Source organism: Sinorhizobium psoraleae, assembly GCF_013283645.1.
Lineage (GTDB): Bacteria > Pseudomonadota > Alphaproteobacteria > Rhizobiales > Rhizobiaceae > Sinorhizobium > Sinorhizobium psoraleae.
This window is the reverse complement of sequence record NZ_JABEKV010000011.1, coordinates 36,841-59,483: the sequence shown is the minus strand read 5'-3', so window position 1 is coordinate 59,483 and position 22,643 is coordinate 36,841. Positions and strand designations below refer to the sequence as shown.

The 22,643-nt window shown below is 59.7% G+C and carries 19 protein-coding genes; 9 read left to right on the top strand and 10 right to left on the bottom strand.

The annotated features are described in order from the left end of the window. Nucleotides 1–228 precede the first annotated feature (228 nt). The 3 genes from ILFOPFJJ_RS31265 (at nt 229) to ILFOPFJJ_RS31255 (ending at nt 1,982) form a co-directional block, all read left to right on the top strand. On the top strand, nt 229–438 hold the full coding sequence (locus ILFOPFJJ_RS31265; RefSeq protein ID WP_173514360.1) for a cold-shock protein: 210 nt from the start codon (nt 229–231) through the stop codon (nt 436–438). 177 nt (nt 439–615) lie between these two features. After that, nucleotides 616–879: a hypothetical protein gene (locus ILFOPFJJ_RS31260; protein WP_246299940.1), complete on the top strand. Its 264-nt coding sequence runs from the start codon at nt 616–618 to the stop codon at nt 877–879. A 62-nt stretch (nt 880–941) separates the two neighbouring features. Continuing rightward, the gene (locus ILFOPFJJ_RS31255) at nt 942–1,982 is read left to right on the top strand and encodes a fatty acid desaturase (RefSeq protein ID WP_173514359.1); all 1,041 of its coding nucleotides are present in this window, start codon (nt 942–944) and stop codon (nt 1,980–1,982) included. 550 nt (nt 1,983–2,532) lie between these two features. Here the strand turns inward: ILFOPFJJ_RS31255 and ILFOPFJJ_RS31250 are convergent. Together ILFOPFJJ_RS31250 and ILFOPFJJ_RS31245 are read right to left on the bottom strand one after the other, a co-directional pair. Then, nucleotides 2,533–3,324 carry an EAL domain-containing protein gene (locus tag ILFOPFJJ_RS31250; RefSeq protein ID WP_173514358.1) on the bottom strand — a complete coding sequence of 264 codons (792 nt, stop codon included), beginning with the start codon at nt 3,322–3,324 and terminating at the stop codon, nt 2,533–2,535. Between the two features lie 71 nt (nt 3,325–3,395). After that, nucleotides 3,396–4,088, bottom strand: coding sequence for a hypothetical protein (locus tag ILFOPFJJ_RS31245; protein WP_173514357.1), 693 nt, complete (start codon nt 4,086–4,088; stop codon nt 3,396–3,398). A 284-nt stretch (nt 4,089–4,372) separates the two neighbouring features. On the opposite strand from ILFOPFJJ_RS31245, the gene ILFOPFJJ_RS31240 reads away from it, so the two are divergent. Both ILFOPFJJ_RS31240 and ILFOPFJJ_RS31235 read left to right on the top strand, forming a co-directional pair. Then, the gene (locus ILFOPFJJ_RS31240; RefSeq protein WP_173514356.1) at nt 4,373–5,773 is read left to right on the top strand and encodes a sensor histidine kinase; all 1,401 of its coding nucleotides are present in this window, start codon (nt 4,373–4,375) and stop codon (nt 5,771–5,773) included. Then, nucleotides 5,770–6,417: a LuxR C-terminal-related transcriptional regulator gene (locus tag ILFOPFJJ_RS31235; RefSeq protein ID WP_173514355.1), complete on the top strand. Its 648-nt coding sequence runs from the start codon at nt 5,770–5,772 to the stop codon at nt 6,415–6,417. The genes ILFOPFJJ_RS31240 and ILFOPFJJ_RS31235 overlap by 4 nt, the downstream gene beginning before the upstream one ends. A 57-nt stretch (nt 6,418–6,474) precedes the next feature. Here the strand turns inward: ILFOPFJJ_RS31235 and ILFOPFJJ_RS31230 are convergent, their stop codons facing one another. Further along, complete coding sequence (locus ILFOPFJJ_RS31230; protein WP_173514408.1) at nt 6,475–6,876, bottom strand: hypothetical protein; 402 nt, start codon at nt 6,874–6,876, stop codon at nt 6,475–6,477. A gap of 524 nt (nt 6,877–7,400) precedes the next feature. Between ILFOPFJJ_RS31230 and ILFOPFJJ_RS31225 the strand changes: the two genes are divergently transcribed. Continuing rightward, nucleotides 7,401–8,585: a NosD domain-containing protein gene (locus ILFOPFJJ_RS31225; RefSeq protein ID WP_246299938.1), complete on the top strand. Its 1,185-nt coding sequence runs from the start codon at nt 7,401–7,403 to the stop codon at nt 8,583–8,585. A 795-nt stretch (nt 8,586–9,380) separates the two neighbouring features. Here the strand turns inward: ILFOPFJJ_RS31225 and ILFOPFJJ_RS31220 are convergent. The 6 genes from ILFOPFJJ_RS31220 to pobA form a co-directional block, all read right to left on the bottom strand. Then, on the bottom strand, nt 9,381–10,097 hold the full coding sequence (locus ILFOPFJJ_RS31220) for an ABC transporter ATP-binding protein (RefSeq protein WP_173514354.1): 717 nt from the start codon (nt 10,095–10,097) through the stop codon (nt 9,381–9,383). Next, nucleotides 10,078–10,842 (bottom strand): ABC transporter ATP-binding protein, encoded by a 765-nt coding sequence (locus ILFOPFJJ_RS31215; RefSeq protein WP_173514353.1) that lies wholly within the window; start codon nt 10,840–10,842, stop codon nt 10,078–10,080. The genes ILFOPFJJ_RS31220 and ILFOPFJJ_RS31215 overlap by 20 nt, the downstream gene beginning before the upstream one ends. Next, a complete protein-coding gene (locus tag ILFOPFJJ_RS31210) occupies nt 10,839–11,840 on the bottom strand; it encodes a branched-chain amino acid ABC transporter permease (RefSeq protein ID WP_173514352.1) in 1,002 nt (333 codons plus the stop codon). The genes ILFOPFJJ_RS31215 and ILFOPFJJ_RS31210 overlap by 4 nt, the downstream gene beginning before the upstream one ends. Before the next feature lie 2 nt (nt 11,841–11,842). Next, a complete protein-coding gene (locus ILFOPFJJ_RS31205; protein WP_173514351.1) occupies nt 11,843–12,709 on the bottom strand; it encodes a branched-chain amino acid ABC transporter permease in 867 nt (288 codons plus the stop codon). Between the two features lie 67 nt (nt 12,710–12,776). Continuing rightward, the gene (locus ILFOPFJJ_RS31200; protein ID WP_173514350.1) at nt 12,777–13,949 is read right to left on the bottom strand and encodes an ABC transporter substrate-binding protein; all 1,173 of its coding nucleotides are present in this window, start codon (nt 13,947–13,949) and stop codon (nt 12,777–12,779) included. Nucleotides 13,950–14,205: 256 nt separating this feature from the next. Then, the gene (gene pobA / locus ILFOPFJJ_RS31195) at nt 14,206–15,378 is read right to left on the bottom strand and encodes a 4-hydroxybenzoate 3-monooxygenase (RefSeq protein ID WP_173514349.1); all 1,173 of its coding nucleotides are present in this window, start codon (nt 15,376–15,378) and stop codon (nt 14,206–14,208) included. A gap of 183 nt (nt 15,379–15,561) precedes the next feature. Here pobA and ILFOPFJJ_RS31190 point away from each other — a divergent pair, with 183 nt between their 5' ends. After that, nucleotides 15,562–16,449, top strand: a complete 888-nt coding sequence (locus tag ILFOPFJJ_RS31190) for a helix-turn-helix domain-containing protein (RefSeq protein ID WP_173514348.1) — start codon at nt 15,562–15,564, stop codon at nt 16,447–16,449. A 164-nt stretch (nt 16,450–16,613) separates the two neighbouring features. Further along, on the top strand, nt 16,614–16,970 hold the full coding sequence (locus tag ILFOPFJJ_RS31185) for a low affinity iron permease family protein (protein ID WP_173514347.1): 357 nt from the start codon (nt 16,614–16,616) through the stop codon (nt 16,968–16,970). A gap of 321 nt (nt 16,971–17,291) precedes the next feature. On the opposite strand, the gene ILFOPFJJ_RS31180 is transcribed toward ILFOPFJJ_RS31185, so the two are convergent. Next, nucleotides 17,292–19,481 (bottom strand): putative bifunctional diguanylate cyclase/phosphodiesterase, encoded by a 2,190-nt coding sequence (locus tag ILFOPFJJ_RS31180; protein WP_173514346.1) that lies wholly within the window; start codon nt 19,479–19,481, stop codon nt 17,292–17,294. 836 nt (nt 19,482–20,317) lie between these two features. Here ILFOPFJJ_RS31180 and ILFOPFJJ_RS31175 point away from each other — a divergent pair. Then, nucleotides 20,318–22,643 (top strand): M10 family metallopeptidase (locus ILFOPFJJ_RS31175; RefSeq protein ID WP_173514345.1); only part of this gene is annotated, 2,326 nt, incomplete at its 3' end.

Genomic DNA, 22,643 nt, shown 5'->3' with positions numbered 1-22,643 from the left:
TGGGCGACTTCGTTCGCCAAGAACCACCATAGGTAGCGGTAAGGAATGCGAGAACAAAAAGTTGACGCTGCCGTCAATGTCCTGTACTTGGAAACATCGATACTTTGTTTGCCGATATTTGTTTTTGCTGCGCCTCGCGCCTCTTGACGAACTTCCCTCTTTCAAAAGTCGAAAAAACCTGCTGCGCGTCGCTCAGCGGTGATCAATGTTGCTAAGAAAGGGTTCGTTATGACCACTGGCACAGTTAAATGGTTCAATTCCACCAAAGGTTTCGGCTTCATCCAGCCTGACGACGGCAGTGCCGATGTGTTCGTTCACATCTCGGCTGTCGAGCGCGCAGGACTGAATTCGATCGTAGAAGGCCAGAAGCTCGGCTTCGAGCTCGAGCGAGACAAAAAGTCGGGCAAAATGTCCGCAGGCCAGCTCCGCGCTGCCTAAGGCTTTTGGCCGCCGATGACCACGGATGTACTGGCATGGCGGCAGGAAGTTTGAGAAGGCTAGACGGATGTCTGGCCTTTTTCTGTTCTGAGGCTCCATTTGCCGGCACGACATCCGCGTCTCCTTCCCGAGAACGCGGACGACTGGAAAGCTCGTGACCCACGAGAGAGAATTCTATTGAGACAGCCCAGCGACAATGGCCCTGCCGAACGCCGTACTGCTGCGGCAAATGCCAAGCGTCGGCTTCTGGCTAAATTCGCTGTTCCGGACGTGCAGGAGCGGCCTGCCGGCCGCGATTGCATGCGGGGCCGTCGAACCGAAGGCGAAGCGTTGACGAACGCCGAATACGAGCGACTGCTGGCGGAGCTGAAGCCGAGCGAGATCGCCATTACGCAGCATGCGAAGCTCGCCAAACCTGACACGCTCAACCATAGCCCCTGAGGCTCAGGGGTAACCACGGGCCTGGCAGATAATTTGCAGGACCAGGAATACGGACCAGTTTAATGAACGCACATATCTATCCGCCGGCCTCACTTGTTGAAGAGAATGCGGGAGCATGGTTGAAGGCTCTTGCTAAATACCGTCAGCCCCGCATCGGGCGCAGCATCTTCGAGCTTCTTGTCACCGTCATTCCGTTCGCCGGCTTCTGGGCCATCGCCTATTTTTCACTCGCTCACGGGTTCTGGTACGGGCTGATCGCAATCATTCCTGCCGCAGCCTTCCTCGTGCGGCTTTTCATGATCCAGCACGATTGCGGCCACGGCTCGTTCTTTGCTCGTCGCGGGCTCGACGATTGGACTGGACGCGCCATCGGCGTGCTTACGCTGACGCCGTACGATTACTGGCGCCGGGCGCACGCTGCTCATCATGCCTCGGCTGGCAATCTGGACGAGCGGGGCGTCGGCGATATCACCACGCTCACGATCTCAGAATACCGCGCACTTTCTCCGATGAAGCGCCTGGGCTATCGCTTGTACCGGCACCCGCTGGTGATGTTCGGCATCGGCCCGGCCTGGCTCTTTCTCTTCAAGCAACGCGTGCCGTTCGGGATGATGAACGGAGGTGCGCTGCCTTGGATCTCCACCATGGCGACGAACGTTGCGATCGGGATCTGCGCCGTCTTGATGGCTTGGACGATCGGTCTCCTGCCTTTCCTCTTGATCCACCTGCCGATCGTGCTTTTGTCGGGCGCCGCCGGCATCTGGCTCTTCTATGTCCAGCATCAGTTTGAAGAAACGCACTGGTCGGCCGGCGAGGATTGGCACTTTCCCCAGGCAGCCCTTCACGGCGCATCCCACTATGACCTGCCGCTGGTGCTGCGTTGGTTGACCGGCAATATCGGCATTCATCACGTCCACCACCTGTCGAGCAGGATCCCTTACTACAGATTGCCGGAAGTTCTGCGCGACCACCCACAACTCGCGGGCATCGGCCGCATCACTCTTTGGGAGAGCTTGAAATGCGTCAAGCTTGTCCTTTGGGACGACAGACGCCGCAAACTCGTTTCATTCCACGATGCCGCCAATGCGGGCGTGCGCCCATAACAGGCGACTTTGCGGCTGCGCCAGAGTGTTCACATTCCGACGACCCTGCCGTGAGGCGAAGTTATAGTCTCGCCGCATCGTCGCTGATCTCCAGGGAATTCCACAAATGGCGCGGCCCTCGCGACCGCGCCAGAATGATCTTGTGGGCGGATTGTCGGGCACCAAAGTTCAGTGCGGGCTCGCCGTCGGTCGGATGATGATCTCGCTGGCATCACCATCTTCCGGTTAACGACATGAGACTGATGATCCGCATTGCAAGAGCCGGGGAAGGCATGCCTTTGGCGATGATGGAGACGTGCCGGCCCTAAATCGTGCGCGGCGAACTCGCGCCGCTGCATGCGGCCCCTTCTGTCCTCCGTTCGCCGGCTTCTGTCTCTACTATCCGTGCGCCACCGACAGTCGCGGAAGCTCGGCGCACCGGTCGAATACGTTCGGAAATCGAGAAGGGCCGAAGAACGCCAGAAAAATGGCCGTTCGGCGCCCTGGACAATGGCGAAAGAGTGTGTCCGCAGGCAGGGAGCGGGGACAACCGCTCAGTCCGCACTACCGCTCACATCATCCATTTGGACGCGATCGCGTGCTGTGCGGAATTCACCTGTCCGCAATGGACGGGCGGCAAGGTTGGCTCGGACAGGAGAAAGCCCTGGACATGTGTCGCTCCAGCCGCTTTTGCAGCCTCGAACTGGGCATATGTCTCGATGCCTTCGACGATGACGGTCGATGCGGCGCAGGAGGCCAAGCCGACCATGTGCCGAAGGAACCGCTCCATTTCGTGGCCGCGGCGTTGCACGAAAAACCCGTCGATCTTCACGATGTCCGCGGGCATGGCCAGAAGCGTTTCGGGGGTCGAATAGCCGGTGCCGAAATCGTCTATCGCGACCTTATAGCCCAGTTCGCGGACGCCCTGAAGCAGGTCGGCCGCGGCCGAGAGCGTCGCAACCGGCAGACTTTCCGTTATTTCGAGAACCAGCCGCGGAGCCATCGCACGGTGTTCGGAAAGCAGATCGTACAGTAGTGCCCAGCTTTCTTTGTCGGCAATATTTTCGACCGAGATGTTGCAGCCCAATGCGCCTGCGGGATTAAGAGCCAACCAGTCGAATGCGAGATCAATGACATGCCGGTCAAAAGCCGGAGCGCGCCCCGATGCTTCGAGAAAGGCTATGAATTCACCACTGGTCCTGATTGTGCCGTCAGGCTCCACGAGCCTTCCCAGGCATTCCGAGTAGAGAACTTCGCTCGAATCGTCGACCGCGTTTATTTGCTGCAGGGAAAACCCGATCCGCCCATGTTGCATCGCCTGTGTGACACCACGAACAACATTGTTGAATTTCTGCAAATTCATGGATTGAGCTGCCCCCATTCGGATTCAAGGCTGGCAGCGTCGGTCATCGCCGCTGCCAGCTGCACTAAGGTTCAGTTAGCGGTGTCCGTTTCGGGGTCGGTCGGTTCCGGTTCCAGTTCCGGCTCCGGAAGTGTCTCGCGAATCTGGTCGATTTTGCCGACCGCCGGTCCGACGCCGAGTATGTCCTTGGCCTCGGCGAGGGTCTCGTCGGTCACGACCTCGCCCTTCGTGAAGCTCTCGAGTGCTTCGCGGAGTGCTTCATCGCTCAAGGCCGGATCCGTCGGAATGGCGTCGGGGCCGCTCTCAGCCTCGAACTCGGCATAAGCAATCGCATAGGCGGAAATGGCTGCCATGCGAGGGTCGCTGGAGTTCAAATAGGCATGATAGTTCCGGTTCAGCGAACTAAGTCCCGCCGTATCGGAAACGGTGCTCTTCAGCTTGGCCGTGGCCAGCTTTTCCGTTTTCACCGCCTTCGCTGCCTTGACCGTCGCACCGGATTTCTTGCGCGTGACGACCGACTTCTGCGTCGAGGTGCCCCGGCTACTGCTGCCTTTCGTGCTCGTCTGTGACTTGCCCGACTTGCCCGAGCTCGAATGCCCGCCGCCGTGGCCCCCGCCGTTTCCGCCTCCCCCGCCGCCGTTTCCACCGCCATTGCCGCCTTTCGCAAAGGCAACGTTCGGTGTACCGACGACGGCGACTGCGAGAGGCGCGACGGCGATCGCCAGTGCGACGAAGCTTCGCCCGATTATTTTGGAAATGGTCATGAAGGCCTCCATGTCGTTCGAGGTTCGCGGCTCCGCTATCGGCGGGGCTGATCGAACCGCTTTGGTATTGATGCAACGTTAACTTGCGTCGCGAGAAGGCACCACCATCTTCGGACCATTGCGTTGGTGGATAGGACTTAGGTCTGATCCGGCCACCATCAAAAGTCGGATGGACATCGATAAAGATGACGTGCCATTGACCGGCCGCCTGAAGGCATTAGTTTACCGGCTCACGTCGACCGACGTGCGGCTACTTTGTTGAGCGGATAATCCCGAGATTTCTCTTGCGTGCCAGTGACCTGATCAAACGATGGAACGCGCAGCCGCTGGCAAGACAGTTCCTGCTGATCGGCGGCATCGTCGCAACGTCTGCCATGCTGGTGGTCGGCGCTTTCGTCACCAGCCTGATAGAAGATGCCGTTACACGAAACTCGGCGGCAACGACTGCACTCTACGTCGATAGCGTGATCGCGCCGCTCCTGCCCGACATGCAGACGACGCAGGTTCTTGACGACACCGTTGCGCGCGCGCTCAACGAGACGCTTGGACAGGGGGCGCTTGGAGACCGGTTGCTGGCATTTCGCCTGTGGCGCTCGGACGGCACCATTCTCTACTCGAACGAAGAGAACATGGTCGGAAGGCGATTCGAGCTGAGCGACGAGTTGAGAACGGCATTCGACGGCAAGATGGTGGCCCAGTTCAAGCCAGTCGACGAGTCCGTGGACGAGACGAATCAACCGGCGAGCGAGCCGCTGCTCGAAATCTACAATCCGGTGCTTCAACCGTGGTCCGGACAGGTCGTCGCCGTTTCGGAATTCCATGAATTTGCCCATGATTTCGAGCTCAGCCTGACTCAGGCCCGTTTTCTTACCTGGCTGGCTGTCGCCGGCTTCACGCTTGCCTTCTTCATCATGCTTTCGGCGATCGTCATGCGCGGCAGCAGAACCATCGAAAAGCAGCGCCATGCCCTTCGGCAGCGCGTGGACGAGCTTTCGGCGCTGCTTGCGCAAAACGAGGCCCTGCGTGGACGCCTGCAGCACGCTTCGCAACGCGCAACAGCCTTGAACGAGAACATGTTGCGACGGATCGGCGCCGACTTGCATGACGGCCCGGCGCAGCTTGTCGCATTCGCCTCGTTGCGGCTGGACAGCAACGCATTGGTCAGCCCTTCGACTGCGGCGGAAATACGCGAACGGGAAATCGCGGCCATCAAGGCAAGCCTCGACGAAGCGATGAACGAGATCAGGACAATATGCAGCGGCCTGGTCCTGCCGCAGATCGAAACGGCCGGCCTGCCAGAGCTCCTCGAGCGTGTCGTACGCGCCCATGAACAGCGAACCGGATCGACTGTGGACCTGTCGCTGTCCGATCCGCCCGAGCACCTTTCTCCGTCTGCGAAGATATGTATATACCGCTTCGTGCAAGAAACGCTCAACAATGCCTACCGCCACGGTGGCGGCATCAGGCAACGTGTAAGGCAGACTACGGAAGGCGATCGGGTCTGCATCGCGGTCGCGGATGGCGGAGCTGGTTTTGATCCCAAAGCCATACGACCCACGAGCCTCGGGCTCGCAGGCCTGAGGGAACGGATAGAGAGCCTGGGCGGCACATTCGAAATCGACGGTGCCGCCCCCGGCACGGTTGTCAGGATGTCACTCGGCATCGGGGAGGTTGAACAGGCATGACTGCAGCAATACGTGTGGCGGTAATCGACGATCACCCTCTGTTCAGAGAGGGCGTGACGAGAAGCCTTTCTGAGATCGACGGGTTTGAGATCGTTGCAGAGGGAAGCTCGTGCGACGACGCGCTCAGGATCGCAAAGAATCTGTCTCCGGATGTCATGCTGCTGGACATCTCCATGCCGGGAGGCGGATTGAACGCGGTTCCGCTTATCCTTGAACTCGTACCGCTGCAGAAGATCGTGATGCTCACCGTTTCCGAAGCCGGCGACGACGTCACGGCGGCACTTAAAGGTGGCGCCAAGGGCTATGTCCTGAAGGGGATCGGATCGAGGGCGCTGGCGGATGTCATACGGATGGTGGCTTCCGGGGAGAGCTATGTCGCTCCGACGCTCTCTGCCAAGTTGCTCTCGAGCAATTCGCCCGCTCCTGCGAGCAAATCCGACCTCATCGCTGACTTGACCCCTCGGGAGCATGAGGTTCTGCGCCTCGTGGCCTCCGGCATGAGCAACAAGCAGGTCGCAAGAAAGCTCGACCTCCAGGAGAAGACCGTCAAGCACCACATGACGCAGATCATGACGAAACTTGGCGTCGCCAACCGCACCGAGGCGGCGATGGTGCTGCGCGACGCGCTCGACGGTCGCCTCTGATCATTTGGAGCTGCGCAATTCGGGACGGAAAACCGTTACACGATTCCCGTAATTGCTTTAGTCAACGAGGGCTTGAAGCCGCTTTTCATCTGCCGAGGTTGCTCGCCGGTTCACGATCGTGCGCCCGCGCGAGTCCTTCATGATGTAGCGGCCGTTCCTGACTTCCTCACTTATTCCGTCAGTATGGCGAACCCTCAACGCCGATCCGCTGTCTTGAACCGTGGTGCTCTTTCCGCTCAACCCCGTCGAACTGTTGTTCGACCGGCTATTGCCCGAGCCCCCTCCCCTTCCACCGCCACTGCCATTTCCGCCGCCGTTCCCGTTTCCGCCTCGGTTGCCATTCCCACCACCGTTGCCATTGCCGTTGTTGCCGTTTCTGGCCAAGGCGGATTGGCCCGCGGCGGCGAAGCCGATCGTCGCGGTGCATAAGGCGGTAACAAACTTTCGACGCGTGATCATTTCAGCCATTCAGTAACCGTCCACCTTGCGCTCGCCCAACCACGGCCTTTGGAACCATGCACGGGCGGCAATGACGGTCTCATTTCCGGGCCCCGGAACCACCGTCGACGCGCCATGCCAGCGAGTGGCATAAAAGCTCGCTCGGCAAGACCAGGAATCTTTGCACATGGTTCATTCCCGCCGTCAACTCTCAACTCCTGCAACCCCAGGCGTCCCGGACTTTTACCCCGGCGCGACCGGACGTTCGTCCGATCCACTTAGGACCAAGGTCTGAGGGCTATTATGGCACTTCCAGCAGTTTATCAGTAGCGGAATGAGGGCCGGCGCCTTGAACCATGAGCCGCATAGGCGATGCCGGCGTGAGCCAGCATGCCCGCCGAGCGAAAATCGAACAGACTTCCATCGCCAGATCGTTGCCATCTGTTTTCCGGAAATGGCAGAAAAGAGCACGCGCGCTCGAGCGATTCGCACGGGTGAGGCGCCATGCTTTTCCCGATTTCAGGGATCCACGACTGGAGCTGATGATGTATCCGAAGTCCGCAAGCCTGGTCTTGGCAAGCTTGGGCCTGGCAAGCCTGTTCCTGGCGAGTTGCCAAAACGACCTGGTGATGGTTACGGACGCTGCTTTCACAAAGCCACCTAGGCCTCCGATCGAACAGCAGCCCAACACCGAGCAGCCGACGCCCCCGCCTGCGGAGCCCGTCGATAGTGTCTCACCAAATCCTGCCTGCGGCGGCGACGTGCAGGCCAAGTTGAAGGCACCCGGGACGAACGTTGTTTCGCTCGATTGCAGCGTCCGCCTGTCATCGACAGATATCATCACGCGTCCACTCGTCTTCGAAGGTGCAGCGGCTTCCGGGGCGGTGCTCGATTGCGGCGGAGGCACGCTCGACGTCAGTGCCGGCACATCCCGACAGCAGAAAACAGCGGTAATCGTCCGCTCCGCCAAAGCCAACTCGGGAGCCTGGTCCGCACCGTCCAACGTTACGGTCCGCAACTGCAGGATCGACGGGTTCGTCCGCATTTATGGCCTCGGCGAGAACGCCAACGGCGCGATCATGAAAGCATCGTCGCTGAACGCCAATCACACGGCGTTTGCTCAAGCGTCCGCACCGAAGAACGTCCGCCTGGAAAATGTAATTTTCAATGCGCCGGGCGGTATTCCCCTTTACATAGGACCTGGGGTAACCGGAGCAGCGCTCGTCGACTCGACGATAAACGGCAAGTCGACCTCCGTCGCGGTTTATCTCGACGCCGAATCCGCCAACAACACAATCAGCAACAATGTCTTCGGGATTTCCACCGAAAGCCGTGAACTGATCGCCATCGACGGCTCGGCAAACAACACGATTGCCAACAACACCTTCGAACGCCCCGAGAATGGCGGAATATTCGTCTATCGCAACTGCGGAGAAGGTGGCGTCATCCGCCACCAGAAACCGCAGTTCAACCAGCTCACGGGCAACACATTTCGGTATGGATCGGCTTTCCTGGCCAAGCCGGCTGTCTGGCTGAACTCCCGTAATGGCAACCGCAGCTACTGCTCCGATGAGCCGACTTCGCCTTTCGGCAGCGGCGCCAGCAACCTTGATTTCGCACAGCACAACATCGTTCGCGACAACAAGCTCGAAGGCGGATCCGAAAGCCTCATCCGCAACGACGATCCGACGAATGATATAGGTGGCAATGTTGCAATGGACGGACGATGATGGTCATGCACGATTGTCAGGCTCCCACCCAGATCCATGGCGCTGATGGATATCGAAACGCCTCGATACGGTCGCTCACCATCGCCTTCACCTGCTCCGCCGCCTGTTGAGCAGCCTCGGTCCATCCCCTTGAGCTTCAGGGCCATGTCGCCAAGGCTTGGAGAGAGGCGGGTCGTACGGCGTTGTACAGGGAGGTGAACCGGACAGTCTCGAACCGCTTCGAGCTGGGCTCCGCAGTCTTTTTCGTGAATACAATCGGTCAGCTGAAGAAGAAGAAGAAGAAGAAGAAGAAGAAGAAGAAGAAGCCGATGCGCCAGATCGAGGCGGCTCAGTTGATGACGGCGATGAATAGATAGACGGTTACCTACGCCCGCTCGCTGGTTGCGGCCACGCCTGAATTCATGCTGGTCCGACCGAAAAAGCCGATACGCCGCCTCAGCGAGCACCAAATCTCATTAATGGAGACTGAAGCGTCCAGTCTAGACCGTGAATTCCAGCGATCGAGCAGGACTATGGCGCCGATCATCTCGATCTCGTTCTGACCGCCGGGTACATTACACGACTGCTGAGCAACGCATGCGTCGTGCGCCATCTCGCGCACCGGTTTCCCGACATCCTGGCGGAGTTCCAGAAGATCACCGAGACAAGAAAAGTGGCATAAGCCCAGCCAGAGCCTGACCCCAGTTCGGCGGTTTTCGACACGTGGATGAAAATGGACTTAAGGCGATACTCTTTGCCCAGCTTGCGCCACATGAAGGCGATTCCGCGATAGAATGAGGGGCACAGCGCCGCTCGCTAATACAAGCTACCGACTCCTAGCAGCCGCTCGACCGCCGTGTGATCCTTCGCGAGCTCGTCTGGTGTTCCGGTCCAAGCGACCCGCCCGCGCTCCAACACGATGACATGGTCGGCAAAATCGAGCGCACTCTGAATCCGCTGTTCGACGAGCAGTATCGTCATGTCCCCTGTTCCGGCAAGCTTGGCAAAGACCTTCATGAGCTCCTCGCAGATGACCGGTGCAAGGCCTTCAAGCGGCTCATCCAGCAGCAGCACCGAGGGGCGTCCGAGGATCGAGCGGGCTGTCGACAGCATCTGTTGCTCTCCGCCGGAGAGTTGCGAGCCGAGGTTCCTGCGCCGCTCATGGAGGCGCGGAAACATGTCATAGGCTTCCTGGAGCGCACTCTTCGCTCGGCCCTTGAGCCCGACGAAGAGGTTTTCCTCGACAGTAAGGGTCGGAAAGACGCAGCGCGCCTGCGGCACGAAGCCGAGACCACTCAAGGCCCGCGACGCGCTCGGCAGCGCGGTGACATCGGTCTCGCCGATGCGGATGCGTCCTTCGTATCGGCGCGTCTGGCCGGCGAGCGTCGCAAGCAGCGTCGTCTTCCCCATGCCGTTGCGCCCGAGCACCGCGAGACGCGCGCCGGCCGGCACCGAAAAAGAAATGCCTTCAAGCACCCGCGTCGGCCCGTAGCCCGCGGACAGGTTCTCGACCTCAAGCGGCGTGGCCGGCATTGGCATAACTCCCGAGATAGGCTTCGCGGACCCGCGGATCCTTGATTACATCCGACGGGGAACCGTCGAAGATGATCGTGCCGGCGGCCAGCACGATTACCCGCCTGGCGAAGCGGAACACAAGGTCCATGTCATGCTCGATCATTAGCACGGCAAGGTCGGGTGGAAGGTCGGCCAGCGCCTGTTCGATACGGCCCGTGTCGCTTTGTGGCACGCCGGCGGCCGGTTCGTCGAGGAGCAGCACCCGGGGCCGTAGCGCCAGTGCCACGGCGATCTCCAAAAGCCGCTGCTGGCCATAGGCGATCTCGCGGACTTGCCGGTGCATCTGGTCTCGCAACCCCAGCTTGCCGATAAGATCGCCGACTTCCGCCATGATCTCGGGCATTGCGAGATAGTTCCCGAAGAAGCGCCCTGCCCGGCCGTCGCGCTGCAGGACTGCAAGCGCCACGTGTTCCGCTGGGGTCATGTCCTGGAAGAGACGCGTCACCTGGAACGATCGCACGAGACCCCTCCGAACGCGTCCGATGGCATCGACTCGGGTGATATCTTCGCCGCCGATGCGGACCTCGCCGGAATCGGGCTTCAGGTTGCCGGTGACGAGATTGACGAAGGTCGTCTTTCCCGCACCGTTCGGGCCGATCAGTGCCACGCGGTCGCCCTGCGCCATGGCAAGGCTGACATCGTTGGTGACGGCGAGGCCGCCGAAGGATCGCTTCAGATTCCGAACCTCGAAGATGGCACTCATCGGCGCGCCTCCCGCCACCGGACCGCAACGGCGGCGATAGTGCCGTAGAGGCCTTTGGGGGTAAACAGCACGACGGCGATCAGCAGGGCACCGACCATCGTCAGCCAATGGAAGGGATTGGCGGCCGAAACGATATCCTCGAAGAACATGAACACGATCGTGCCGGTAAGCGCGCCGAAGAGCGAGCCGGTGCCGCCGAGCACCAGCATGACCAGGCTCTCCGCGGAGAGCGTGAAGGAGAGGCTGTCGAGACCGACGACCTGCGTCGAGATGGCGTTGAGCGCTCCGCCAGCCCCGGCCACAGCACCGGAAATCATGTACATCTTGACCAAGGTGACCTTCGGCGAAGCGCCGATCGCACGAATGCGGACCGGATCCTCCTTGATGCCGCGGCAGAGCATGCCGAAGGGCGAGCGCACGACAAGGCGCAACAGCGTGAACACGACCGCAAGAAGGACAATGCCGAACACATAGGCGGTGCGGCCCCAAAGGTCGAACGCGAAGAGTCCGATCAGCGGATCGGGCGCGATGCCGGCTAGCCCGTCGCTGCCCCCCGTCCAGGAAGAGGCCTTGTTGGCGAATTCGTGAAACAGATGGATGAGAGCGATCGATAGAACGAGCTGGGGAAGGCCGTGGGCTCTCAGGATGACCACGCCGCTGAGAAGCCCTGCAACAATGCCGCCGAAAATGCCGCTGGCGAGCATGAGCAGCGGATCCGTGATACCGAAGTGGACGGCGGCGATGCCAGCCGCATAGGCGCCGGTTCCGAACAGAGCCGCATGACCGAGCGTCGCCACTCCGCAATAGCCGGTCACGAGATCGAGAGACAGCACCAGGAGCGCGATCGCCGTCATGCGCGTGAGCAGCGCCAGGTTGTTTGGAAACAAAAGGTAGCCGACGACGGCGAGTGCGAGGATCACGGAAAGGCCGGCGAGGTCGCGACCGGGTTTTCGCCGATTGCCTCGTGCTGCCGCCAGTGCGTCATTCATCGTCGCCATAGTCACGATCTCGTCCTCCCGGCAAGGCCGCGCGGGAAGACGCAGACGATTGCAATGACGGCGAGATAGAAGAAGAACTCGCCGAATTCCGGCACCAGGTAACGGCCCGCCGTATCGATGCCGCCGAGCAACAGGCAGGCAACAAGGGCGCCCGGTATCGAGCCCGCGCCGCCGACAGAAACGACGACGAGGAAGGTCACCATATACCGCAGGGCGTAATAGGGTTCGACCGGGAGCAATTCGGCACCCACCACGCCGCCCAGGGCAGCAAGCCCCACGGCAACGGCAAAGCTCACCGCATAGATGATTTCGGTGCGCACCCCGAGGGCTGCTGCCATGGTCGCGTTGTCGACGGCCGCCCTCAGCTTCACGCCGAAAGCGGTCTTCTCGATCGCGTACCAGAGCGCGGCGGCGACGGCGAGACCGCAAAGGATCGCGAAAATGCGGTGGGTGGCGATCGAACGGAAGCCAAGATCGACGGACCCCCGGAGCCCCGTCGGCAGAGGAATCGTCTTCAGCGTCGGGCCGAAGGCATAGTTAGCGATGCCGATGATACAGAACGTGATACCGATCGTCATCAAGACCTGCGTCAGTTCCGGCGCCCCGTAGATGCGGCGATAAAGCAGCCGCTCGATCGGGATGGCGATGAGGATCGTGCCGAAGACAGCAATCATCAGGGCGATCCCATAGCCGAGACCCATGTCACGGGCCGCATAGGAAGCGATGTAGCCGCCGATCATGGCGAAGGCGCCATGAGCGAGATTGACCACCCGCATAAGCCCCATGGTGACGGAGAGACCGATCGAGATCACGAACAGCACCATGCCGTAAGCGAGCGCGTCGACCGCTATGCTGAAGACGGTTTGCATGTGCCCATCCTGTTTCCCGATGATGCGGGGTCTATCCGCCACCCCGCATCGGAATAGCCGGCCGTTGCTATTTCAGCGCCGCAAGACCGGGATCGCCCTGCTTTTCGAAGGTCTGAATCTCCTTGTTGTAATAGGATCCGTCCTCGGCTTTTGCGACCTCGCGCAGATAGATGTTCTGGATGATATGGCGCGATTCCGGGTCGATCGAGACCGGCCCGCGTGGGCTCGTCCAGGAAAGCCCCTTGATCGCGTCGACCGCCTTTTGCGCGTCCTGCTCGCCACCCGTCGCCTCGATCATCTTGTAAATGACGTGCATGCCGTCGTAGGCGCCAACGGCAGGGAAGGAAAGTTCGGCGGGATTACCGATCGCCTTGCCGGCGGCTTCGACAAAGGCCTTGTTTTCGGGCGAGTCGTGCGAGACGGCATAGTGGAAGGTCGTCTGAAGGCCGAGCGCAGCTTCACCCAGCGCCGGAAGGTCGGACTCCTGCGTCAGGTCGCCCGGCGCAAAGAGCTTGATGCCTGCATCCTTGAGCCTATTTTCGTTGTAAGCTTTGACGAAACCAAGCGTCGTCGGGCCGGACGGCAGGAAGGCGAAGACGCCTTCAGCGCCCGAATCCTTGATGCGCTGCATGATCGGCGAGAAATCATTGGTGGCGAGCGGCAAGCGGATCGCCTCGACGATCTCGCCGCCCACCGCTTCGTACCCCTTCTTGAAGGCGTTCTCGGCATCGACGCCAGGGCCATAGTCGCTGACGACCGAAATGACCTTCGAGACGCCGACATCCTTCGCGACCTTGGCAATCGGCGTGGAGGTCTGCCAGAGCGTGAACGAGGTGCGCACGACCAGCGGGCTCTTGGTGACGATCGCCGAGGTCGCGGCATTCATGATCACCAGCGGCACGTTGCCCTGCTCGAGCAGCGGCGTCACCGCCATCGCGTCGGGGGTGAAATAGAAGCCGGCGAGATACTGCACGCCCTCCTTGACGACGAGCTCCTGCCCCAATGCTTTCGACTGGGCCGGATCTGCCTGCGGCACATCCCGGTAGATGACCTCGACGTCGTCGTCGCCGACCTTGCTGCCGTTCAGCGCCATGTAGGCGTCGATGCCTGCCTTGAAATTCTTGCCCTGTAGCGCGAAAGGCCCGGAGAATGGCCCGATTACCCCGATCTTAATCGTGTCGGCCTCAGCTGCGCCACTCACTGCCAGTGCCGCCAGTACGGCGAGAACGATCCGTTTCATTTTTTCCTCCCCGCGATACCCGGCTCGCATCCGTCCGGCACCGCCCAATTATTTGCGTCCAACTCCGTCGTCGTCAGTCTGTCATGTCCAGCAGTGATATAAAATGAAATGTCAGCGCTCCTCCCATAACTGGTGGGTTATGTTGCCGTGACAAGGCTTGCGCGCAGAGATCTCCTGCTAAAGGTAAGGCGTCGCTGCAAGTTTCCATCCCGATGCCGGTCATTTGCCTGGCCGCTCAAATGGTAACGAGTCGTGATCAAAACGGCAGACCTACATAGTTTTCCGCGAGCGCCATTGCGGCCGCTCGCGAATGGGTTAGATAGTCGAGCTCGGCCTCTTGGATCTTTTGGTCGAAGTCGCTGGTGTCCGGAAAACGGTGCATGATCGTCGTCATCCACCAGGAGAAGCGCACTGCCTTCCAGACGCGTGAAAGCGCACGCACCGAATAGGCGTCGATGCCGCCATTGGAGCGGTCCTGATAATGCTCTAACAAACCCTCGAACAGATAGTGCACATCGCTTGCGGCAAGGTTCAGCCCTTTGGCCCCGGTCGGCGGTACGATGTGGGCGGCATCGCCCACAAGAAACAAACGATGAAATCGCATCGGTTCGGCGACGAAGGATCGAAGCGGTGCGATCGATTTCTCGAAGGACGGCCCTGTCACCACTCGTTCAGCGTGGTGGGCCGGCAGGCGACGGCGTAATTCGTCCCAGAAGCGCTGGTCGCTCCATTCCTCAGGCCGCTGATCGAGCGAGCATTGGATGTAATAACGGCTGCGGCTCAGGGACCGCATCGAACAGAGCGCGAAGCCGCGCGGATGGTTAGCGTAAACCAGTTCATGACTGACCGGCGGCACGTCGGCGAGGATGCCGAGCCAGCCAAAAGGGTAGATCTTCTCGAAAGTGCGGACGGCCTTTTCGGGCACGAACCTTCGGGTTACCCCATGAAACCCGTCGCATCCAGCGATGAAATCACAGTCGATCCGATGCGTGACGCCATTCCCCTCATAGGTAACGTAGGGCCCGCCACGCTCGAAATCATGGGGCAGAACGTTGGCAGCCTGATAGATCGACAGCGCCCCCCCCCCTTGGCGGCGATCTATCAGATCGCGGGTGAGCTCCGTCTGGCCGTAGATCATCACACGCTTGCCGCCCGTCAGCCCGAAAAGATCGATGCGATGGTCGCGACCGTCGAAGGCAAGCGAGAACCCATCATGCGGCAGCCCTTCGGCATGCATGCGGGTGCCGGACCGCGCCTGGTCCATCAGCCGCGTGGTCCCTTCTTCCAGTACACCGGCCCGCACCCGGGCGAGGATGTGATCCTTGCTGGCACGATCGAGGATAACATTGTCGATGCCCGCGTGTGTTAGCAGTTGCCCGAGCAACAGACCCGACGGGCCCGAGCCGATAATAACGACCTGGGTTCGCATGCACCTCCTCCCATCGACCGCCTCGATCGATGCAACTTGGACAACGCGGCAATGCGCTTCGACGGCCGTCGCGCACACCAAAACTGTCTTTTGTCAGGAAGTTTGCGCGCCGCTCGCGCTTGTCTCAATGGACATTTCAGCCAAGAAATTGCACTTATGGAACATTGGCGCTGAGTGGGTAAGATGAGGCGAACAGTCCCGACATATGAGCTTTACGGCGAGGAGTCCGGGGAACGCCCGGATTTCTGGCTGCATTGCGAGACGATCGCTTCGCGTAGCCGTCTGCACCATTGGGAAATCGGCCTTCATCGCCATGAGAGCTTCTTTCAGATCCTGTACATCGCCGAGGGCGCGGGCGATGCCATATTCGGCGAGACGCTGCAGGCGATTTCGCCCCCGGTCGTCATCACCATCCCGCCCACGGTCAGTCACGGCTTCCGCTTTTCCCGCGACATCGACGGTTTTGTCTTCACAGTTCTCGCATCCCACCTGCCGGTTGCGCCGGGAGACCGCAGCAGACTGGGTACCTGGTTGTCTACGGCTTGCCTGACGCCACTGGCGGAAAGCGAGGACGGACGCTACATCGCCGAGACATTGCAGCGCTTGGCAGGCGAATGGGCGGCGCGGCGCAGCCACCGCACGGGCCTTCTCGATGCTTACCTCTCGACGGTGCTGACACTCACGGCACGGCAGGCGGAAGCGCCGCAAACCGACGAGTCTGCGGTGGAAAGCGAGAACGAGCGGCGGATGGAGCGCTTCAACGCCCTGCTGAGGCAGCATTGCCTAACGCACCAGCCGGCTGCGTTCTATGCGCGTGAACTCGGGCTGTCGCCGACTCATCTAAACCGCGTGGTCCGGGCGATAACCGGGCAGAGCGTTCACGAGGTCATCGCACAAAGGCTCCTGAATGCCGCGCGTCGTGAGCTTGTCTTCACCCGCGCGAGCGTCCAGGAGATTAGCTTCCGCCTAGGCTTTTCAGACGCGGCATATTTCTCACGCTTCTTCGTCCGTCACGTCGGGACAACGCCGCGGACCTGGCGGATGGCGGAGCGGGAGAAGCTCGGCGTCTGACTGTACGCGCCCGGACCGGCCTTTCTCTCGCAGCTTTCGATCAAAGCGGCCAGATTGCGGTTGCGTCAGAAAACAACTTCGTCGGCGATTTAACAAAGCTACCTAATTCGAACAAGATCTGAATTGGCGCGTTAATGAGAGCGCCGATTTGCGGAGAACTGACAGTGAACCTCTTTCTTTTTCGAATGGCTGATTTTCTTTCTCGCCCTCCCGGCTTCTATTTTGTGATCGTGGCGATGATTGGCAGCACCGCCCTGGTACCTTTCGGCTTCACGAACGTCATCACCTATGCACTGTCAGTAGTGGCAATAATCATTACCAGCGTGGTGTTGATCCAAAACTATCGCGATACGGCGGCAATCCATGCCAAGCTCGACGAGATCATTGTGTCAATGCGTGAGACCCGGAACGAGGTAGTTGGGCTCGAGCACGAACAGCCAGAGCACATTGCGGCGGCAGTGGAGCGGCTCGAAGAGGAAGCTGACGGGCAAGACAGAGTCTGTCGGGAGACCACGATATAACGAACTTTATATATGCTCCACGGCGCTACATCTTCAGATCCGCTTTCCACTCCGCTGGAGAAAAATACGCACCTCGAGCGCCAGCAAGGACACGAACGAAACGGAGACTAGGAAGCCCCCCGACTGCGACGTGCACAGGGGAACTCGTCGCCATGCGAGTTGAAGTGAGGAATCAGATCCGGGGAATGTTGAAGACCTTCGGCGCGGACGACGCGATCCACCGTCTTAAAGAACTAAATTCTCTGCGTCGACCAATGGCTGGCTATTCGAAGTGAAACGCGACCCGTCGGCGCCTGAATGGCGGTTGGGCTTGGTTGCGGATCAACCTGTGCTTGTTTGCCCCCTTACAGCACCGAGCAGTTCGATAAGCGACGTCTTGGGCATCGGTTTGGAAAGCAGGTAGCCTTGCAGCTCATCACAGCCGAACTCCTGCAGCGTTTGGCTTTGCTCGCCAGTTTCAACACCTTCAGCAGTGGTGCGCAGTCCCTTCGCATGGGCCAAACTGATGATCGATCTTACGATCGCTTCGCTTCCGGCTACACTGCCGAACCCTTCAATGAAACAGCGATCGATCTTGATGCGATCCACATCCAGGCTTTGCAATCGGCTGAAGGAAGAAAACCCCGTGCCGAAATCATCGAGCGCGAAGCGAACACCGGCTTGCCGTAACTGGGCGATATTCCTCTCACAAATGCCGGCGTCGTCCATGAGCGTCGTCTCTGTGATCTCAAGCTCCAATACCGTTGGCTGGATATCGTACTGCCGGAGTATCGAGAGCACTTGCCGGGCGTAGCTTTCCTGTTTCAATTCAATTGCAGAAACGTTCACGGCGACGCTCAAGCCCGGGAAGTCGCGGGCCGTGGAACAGGCCTCTCTCAGAACAAAGGCGCCCAGGCGATCTATCAACCCGGCTTCCTCTGCAAGAGGAATAAATGCATCTGGAGTTATCATACCCTTCGTCGGATGCCGCCACCGAAGCAAAGCTTCGAGCGAGACGATCGCGCGCGACACCGCGGAGTAGACGGGCTGATAAAAGACTTCGAGCTGACGGCCGCCATCCAGTGCAGAACGCAAGTCGCGTTCGAGATCGCGCCTCATCTGCACAAGCTCATCCATGTGGGGACCAAAGATCGCGTAACGGTTTTTTCCCGCGGACTTGGCGTGATAAAGGGCGATATCAGCCTTACGCGTGATTTCGACCGGATCGGCGGCATCCCCGGTGGCCAGTGCCACGCCGATTGTGAGGCCGATGAGGACGGGCTGCCCATCTATTTCGAAAGGTCTCCGCACCGCCGTGATCAGCGCGCCGCAGAGTCGCTCCACTTCGTCCTGCGGGATCTGCTGAAGTACGATCGTAAACTCGTCGCCACCAAGCCGCGCGATAACAGCTGCGTGAGCGGCGGTATCCTTTAATCTGCGGGCGACCTCGACCATGAGCCTGTCGCCCACCGGATGGCCGAGAGTGTCATTCACCTGCTTGAAACGATCGAGGTCCAGATACAGAAGCGCAATCGCCTGATCTGCGGCAGCAGTGTCGACCACCCGCGACAGCTGACTATTGAAGGACGCACGGTTTGCCAGCCCTGTCAAAGGATCGTGCAGCGCCAGATGGGTGAGTTCCGCCTGGCTCGCCTGGAGGCGTCTTGATCGCCTCCTGAGAACAGCGCTCAGCACGGTCGTGAGTACAAGAAGGCACAATCCGGAAACAAGAAGCACCGGCGTTGCCGCCGCCATGACGTTGGAACCCGGCCTGAACGGAAGCCAGGAGAAGTATCCTATGACTTCACCGGAAGCGGAGGCCAACGGCACGTACGAACGCGTTTCCCCCAGATCCGTCACGACGGAAAACCGCATGTCTTCAAAGAGGTACTCGTCGCTAATCTCGGTCAGGAAATCGCCATCCAGGAACCGGATCGCTAGGTGCAGGAATTCCCTGCCGGGCTCCTGTTCTATATCTCCTGTATCCGACACGATCGGCTTTACGCTGACAATGGCGGGGCGGCCCTCAACGCGAACAAGATCACTTTCGCCGATCGAGAGAACCTGATCGCTTGTTCCTTCCTGATCTCCTTCTGAAAGCCTCTTCTGCAGCCTGAGTATAAGCGGCATTGCTTGCGGCTCGACCCGGCTGAAGGCCTTTTCCTCTTCCGCCTCCCCGGCGAGATACGCGTACATCAGCTTAAGATCTGCGCTGATCACGAAAGCGCCGTCATGCCGGAAATAGCTGTGCATCCAGCTGCCGAGGTTCGAATCGACCCACGTACGATCCCAATCTTTCGTTACTCTTCTGACGGCATCATCCCAGACCGTTGAACTCTCCTGATCATGGGCAATGCTGCTTTGCATTTTCGAAACGACAAGCTCGATCAGCTGTTTCTGTCGTGCGATAGCCACCGCGTCGGACTGCTGTGCCGACCAAAGAAGTGCCAAGTACACACCGCTGACCAGGCTTAATGCGATTGCCAAGGGCAGGATCGACTTCAAAAGAAGAGCAAGTTTTTCGTAGTTCATTCGGGTAACCTCGCTCTCTCTCGTATCTGCTCCGTGTTAAAGAATAAATATCTGCCACTCAGATCGGTGCCACGCGGATTGCGAAAAGATCCTTGATGCCGGTTGTGCACCAGCAGCCTGACCTTCGCGCTCGCCAACACCGCCGATCTCGGCGAGATCGTCGCATCCTGCCCGCGATTCGGGTACATGAGATTCTTCGTTTATCTCACGAGGCGGAATGGGAACCTTCTTCGACACGCTTTTAAAGCGGCCGTTGCCGGGTAAGCGGTCGAACGTTGGCTGGATAGACGGCCACATCTTGAAGGTAAAATTCTCGCTGGTGGAGCGGAAATGCGGGAGGGCACACAGCAATAGCGGTAGTGGCGAGAGCTGGCCCGGCCTTTGTTGAAGGAGCCAGTGACGCTAAACGACATTCATCATAGAGGACTTAACAGGCAAACCCGAACTCTCTCAGTAGTTGCTCGCGTGTGTAAACCCTGCCTGGGCCGGCGCGACCGGCAATGTACTGAAAACGGTCTTGCGCGATCCGCCGATAGTATGGCCTGTCCGTGTGCCCAAGCCGTTCGCGATAGTCCAGATACTCGTCCAGTGTTTCAAACGTGCGCTTGCCGGCAAGAGGCAACGCCGCGACGGGTGCAGCTTCGTCGCATCGGACAGGCGGACGGCGGGACGCCGCCATAGCCTCTGAAGCGACCGGCGCGGCAAAAAACGTCACAACCGAGAGTACTATTGGTATTCGTTTAGCAATCATGCTACCGGACAGTTGCGTATGGGCATAGCGTAGCAATGTAGCCGATCGCTCGGATCGTACAACCGCCACGTAGTGGCCCTGGCTTTTGATCGTCTGGCGCCATTATGGGGACGTTATGGTGGACACTACGGGGCAGACCATCGCAACCGCGGGCTTGATGGTGGTTGGCGATGAAGTTCTAAATACGATCGAGACAGCGCAAGATTCTGATTGGTTCGCGATCGAACTGATTGCCGGCGTCACCTACAGCATCAATCTAACTGGGGACTCGACCATAGCGTCGGAGCTTTTCGACTCTGTGCTCGCCGTCTACGATTCCTCAGGGACATTTGTCGGCGACAGCGACAATACCTCCCCTTTAACGATCGAGAACTCGGCCATTGGCGACGCGAACGCCGCACTTTCGTCGTTCATCACCTTCACGGCCAGCTATTCGGGAACCTACTACCTGGCCGTTGACGGCTTTGAAAACCTTACCGGTAACTATCGGTTATCGGTGTATCAGGATGACATCCCGGAATCGATTGCTACGCCGGCCTCGATTGCCATCGGCGGCCAAGTCACGGGTACCACGGTCGCAGACACGAACTGGGATGACGACTGGTACCAGGTCAACACCGTTGCCGACCAGTATTACACCGTCACCTTGTCCGGCAGCGGCGCTACACCATTGACGGACCTCGTGATTGAGCTGAGAGACAGCGCCGGCGGTTTGATCGATTGGGCTTTTGCCGGCTCCAGCGATGGCGTCATCCAGTATACTTTCCAGGCGACAGACACGAGCTACTTCCTCTCCGCCGGCGCCGAATACAACACGAGTTCCGGCCAGTACACCTTGCAGGTCGACGTCGCGTCGCCAACGGACGCGATCGAATGGAACGAAGCATCGCCAAGCACGATCAACGTCTATTTCGTTGGCGGCCAGACGGATGTCACCTCCTTCACCGACGCAGACGGCTTCACGTTTGATCCGGAAATCTGGTTCCAGAGCGAGATCGATGCTGCTGTGGCTGCGTTTGCGACGTTCTCAGCCGTGACGAACGTCCAGTTCAACTATGTCGATGACCCAAGCCAGGCCGACTTCATGATGGTGCAAGGCGACACCACTGAGGTCAACGCGGCTGGATATTGGAACGTCGGGGGCGGCATCGTAACGATCGACGGCGTGAACTACGCCGTCGACGGGGCCGGAGTATTCAACTGGGAAGTGTGGAACGATGCATCGCTTGCTGCCGGCGGCGACGGATTTCACACGCTCATCCACGAGATTGGCCATGGCATGGGTTTGGCGCACCCGCATGACGCCGGCGGCGGGTCGGCGATTATGGCCGGCGTAACTTCGCCGTTTGATGCCTATGGGGATTTCCTTCTCAACCAAGGCATCTACACAATGATGTCATATAATCCTGGGTTTGATGCCGCATACGGGAATCCCCCGCTGGACTACGGGAGTGTCGGCGGGCCTATGGCGCTTGATATCGCCGTGCTGCAGCAGATGTGTGGGGCGAATACATCGACCAACTCGGGCGACACCACGTATTTTCTTCCCTCGGCTAATGGGCCGGGCACCTATTTTCAGGCAATCTGGGATACAGGCGGTACCGACAAGATCCAGTATACCGGCACGGACCGCGTTCAGATCGACCTGCGCGCAGCAACGCTTCGTTACGAGATCGGAGGTGGTGGATTCATTTCTGCCGCCGAAGGTATATTCGGCGGCTTCACGATCGCGAATGGCGTCGTGATTGAGAACGCGCAAGGCGGCTCCGGGGCCGATTACCTCTTTGGAAATGGCGCCGCGAACAACCTCAACGGCGGAGCCGGCGCCGACAACATGGGCGGCCTCGGCGGCAACGACACCTACGTCGTCGACAATGCCAGTGACATCGTCAACGAGAGCCTGACCGGCTCCTCCGGCACCGACACAGTGCAGTCCCTGATCAGCTTCAGCCTGGCCAACACCGCGCGTGTGCTGGGCACGGTCGAGAATCTGGCGCTGCTCGGTAGCGGAAACATCAACGGCACCGGAAGCACCGGAAACAATGTCCTGACGGGCAATGCCGGCGCCAACGTACTGAATGGCGGGGCCGGCGCCGACAACATGCGCGGCCTCGGCGGCAACGACACCTACGTCGTCGACAATGCCAGTGACATCGTCAACGAGAGCCTGACCGGCTCCTCTGGCACCGACACGGTGCAGTCCCTGATCAGTTTCAGCCTGGCCAACACCGCGCGCGTGCTGGGGGCGGTCGAAAATCTGACGCTGCTCGGTAGCGGAAACATCAGCGGCACCGGAAACACCGGAGCCAATGTCCTGACGGGCAACGCGGGCGGCGCCAACGTGCTGAACGGCGGCGCCGGCGCCGACAACATGCGCGGCCTCGGCGGCAACGACACCTACGTCGTCGACA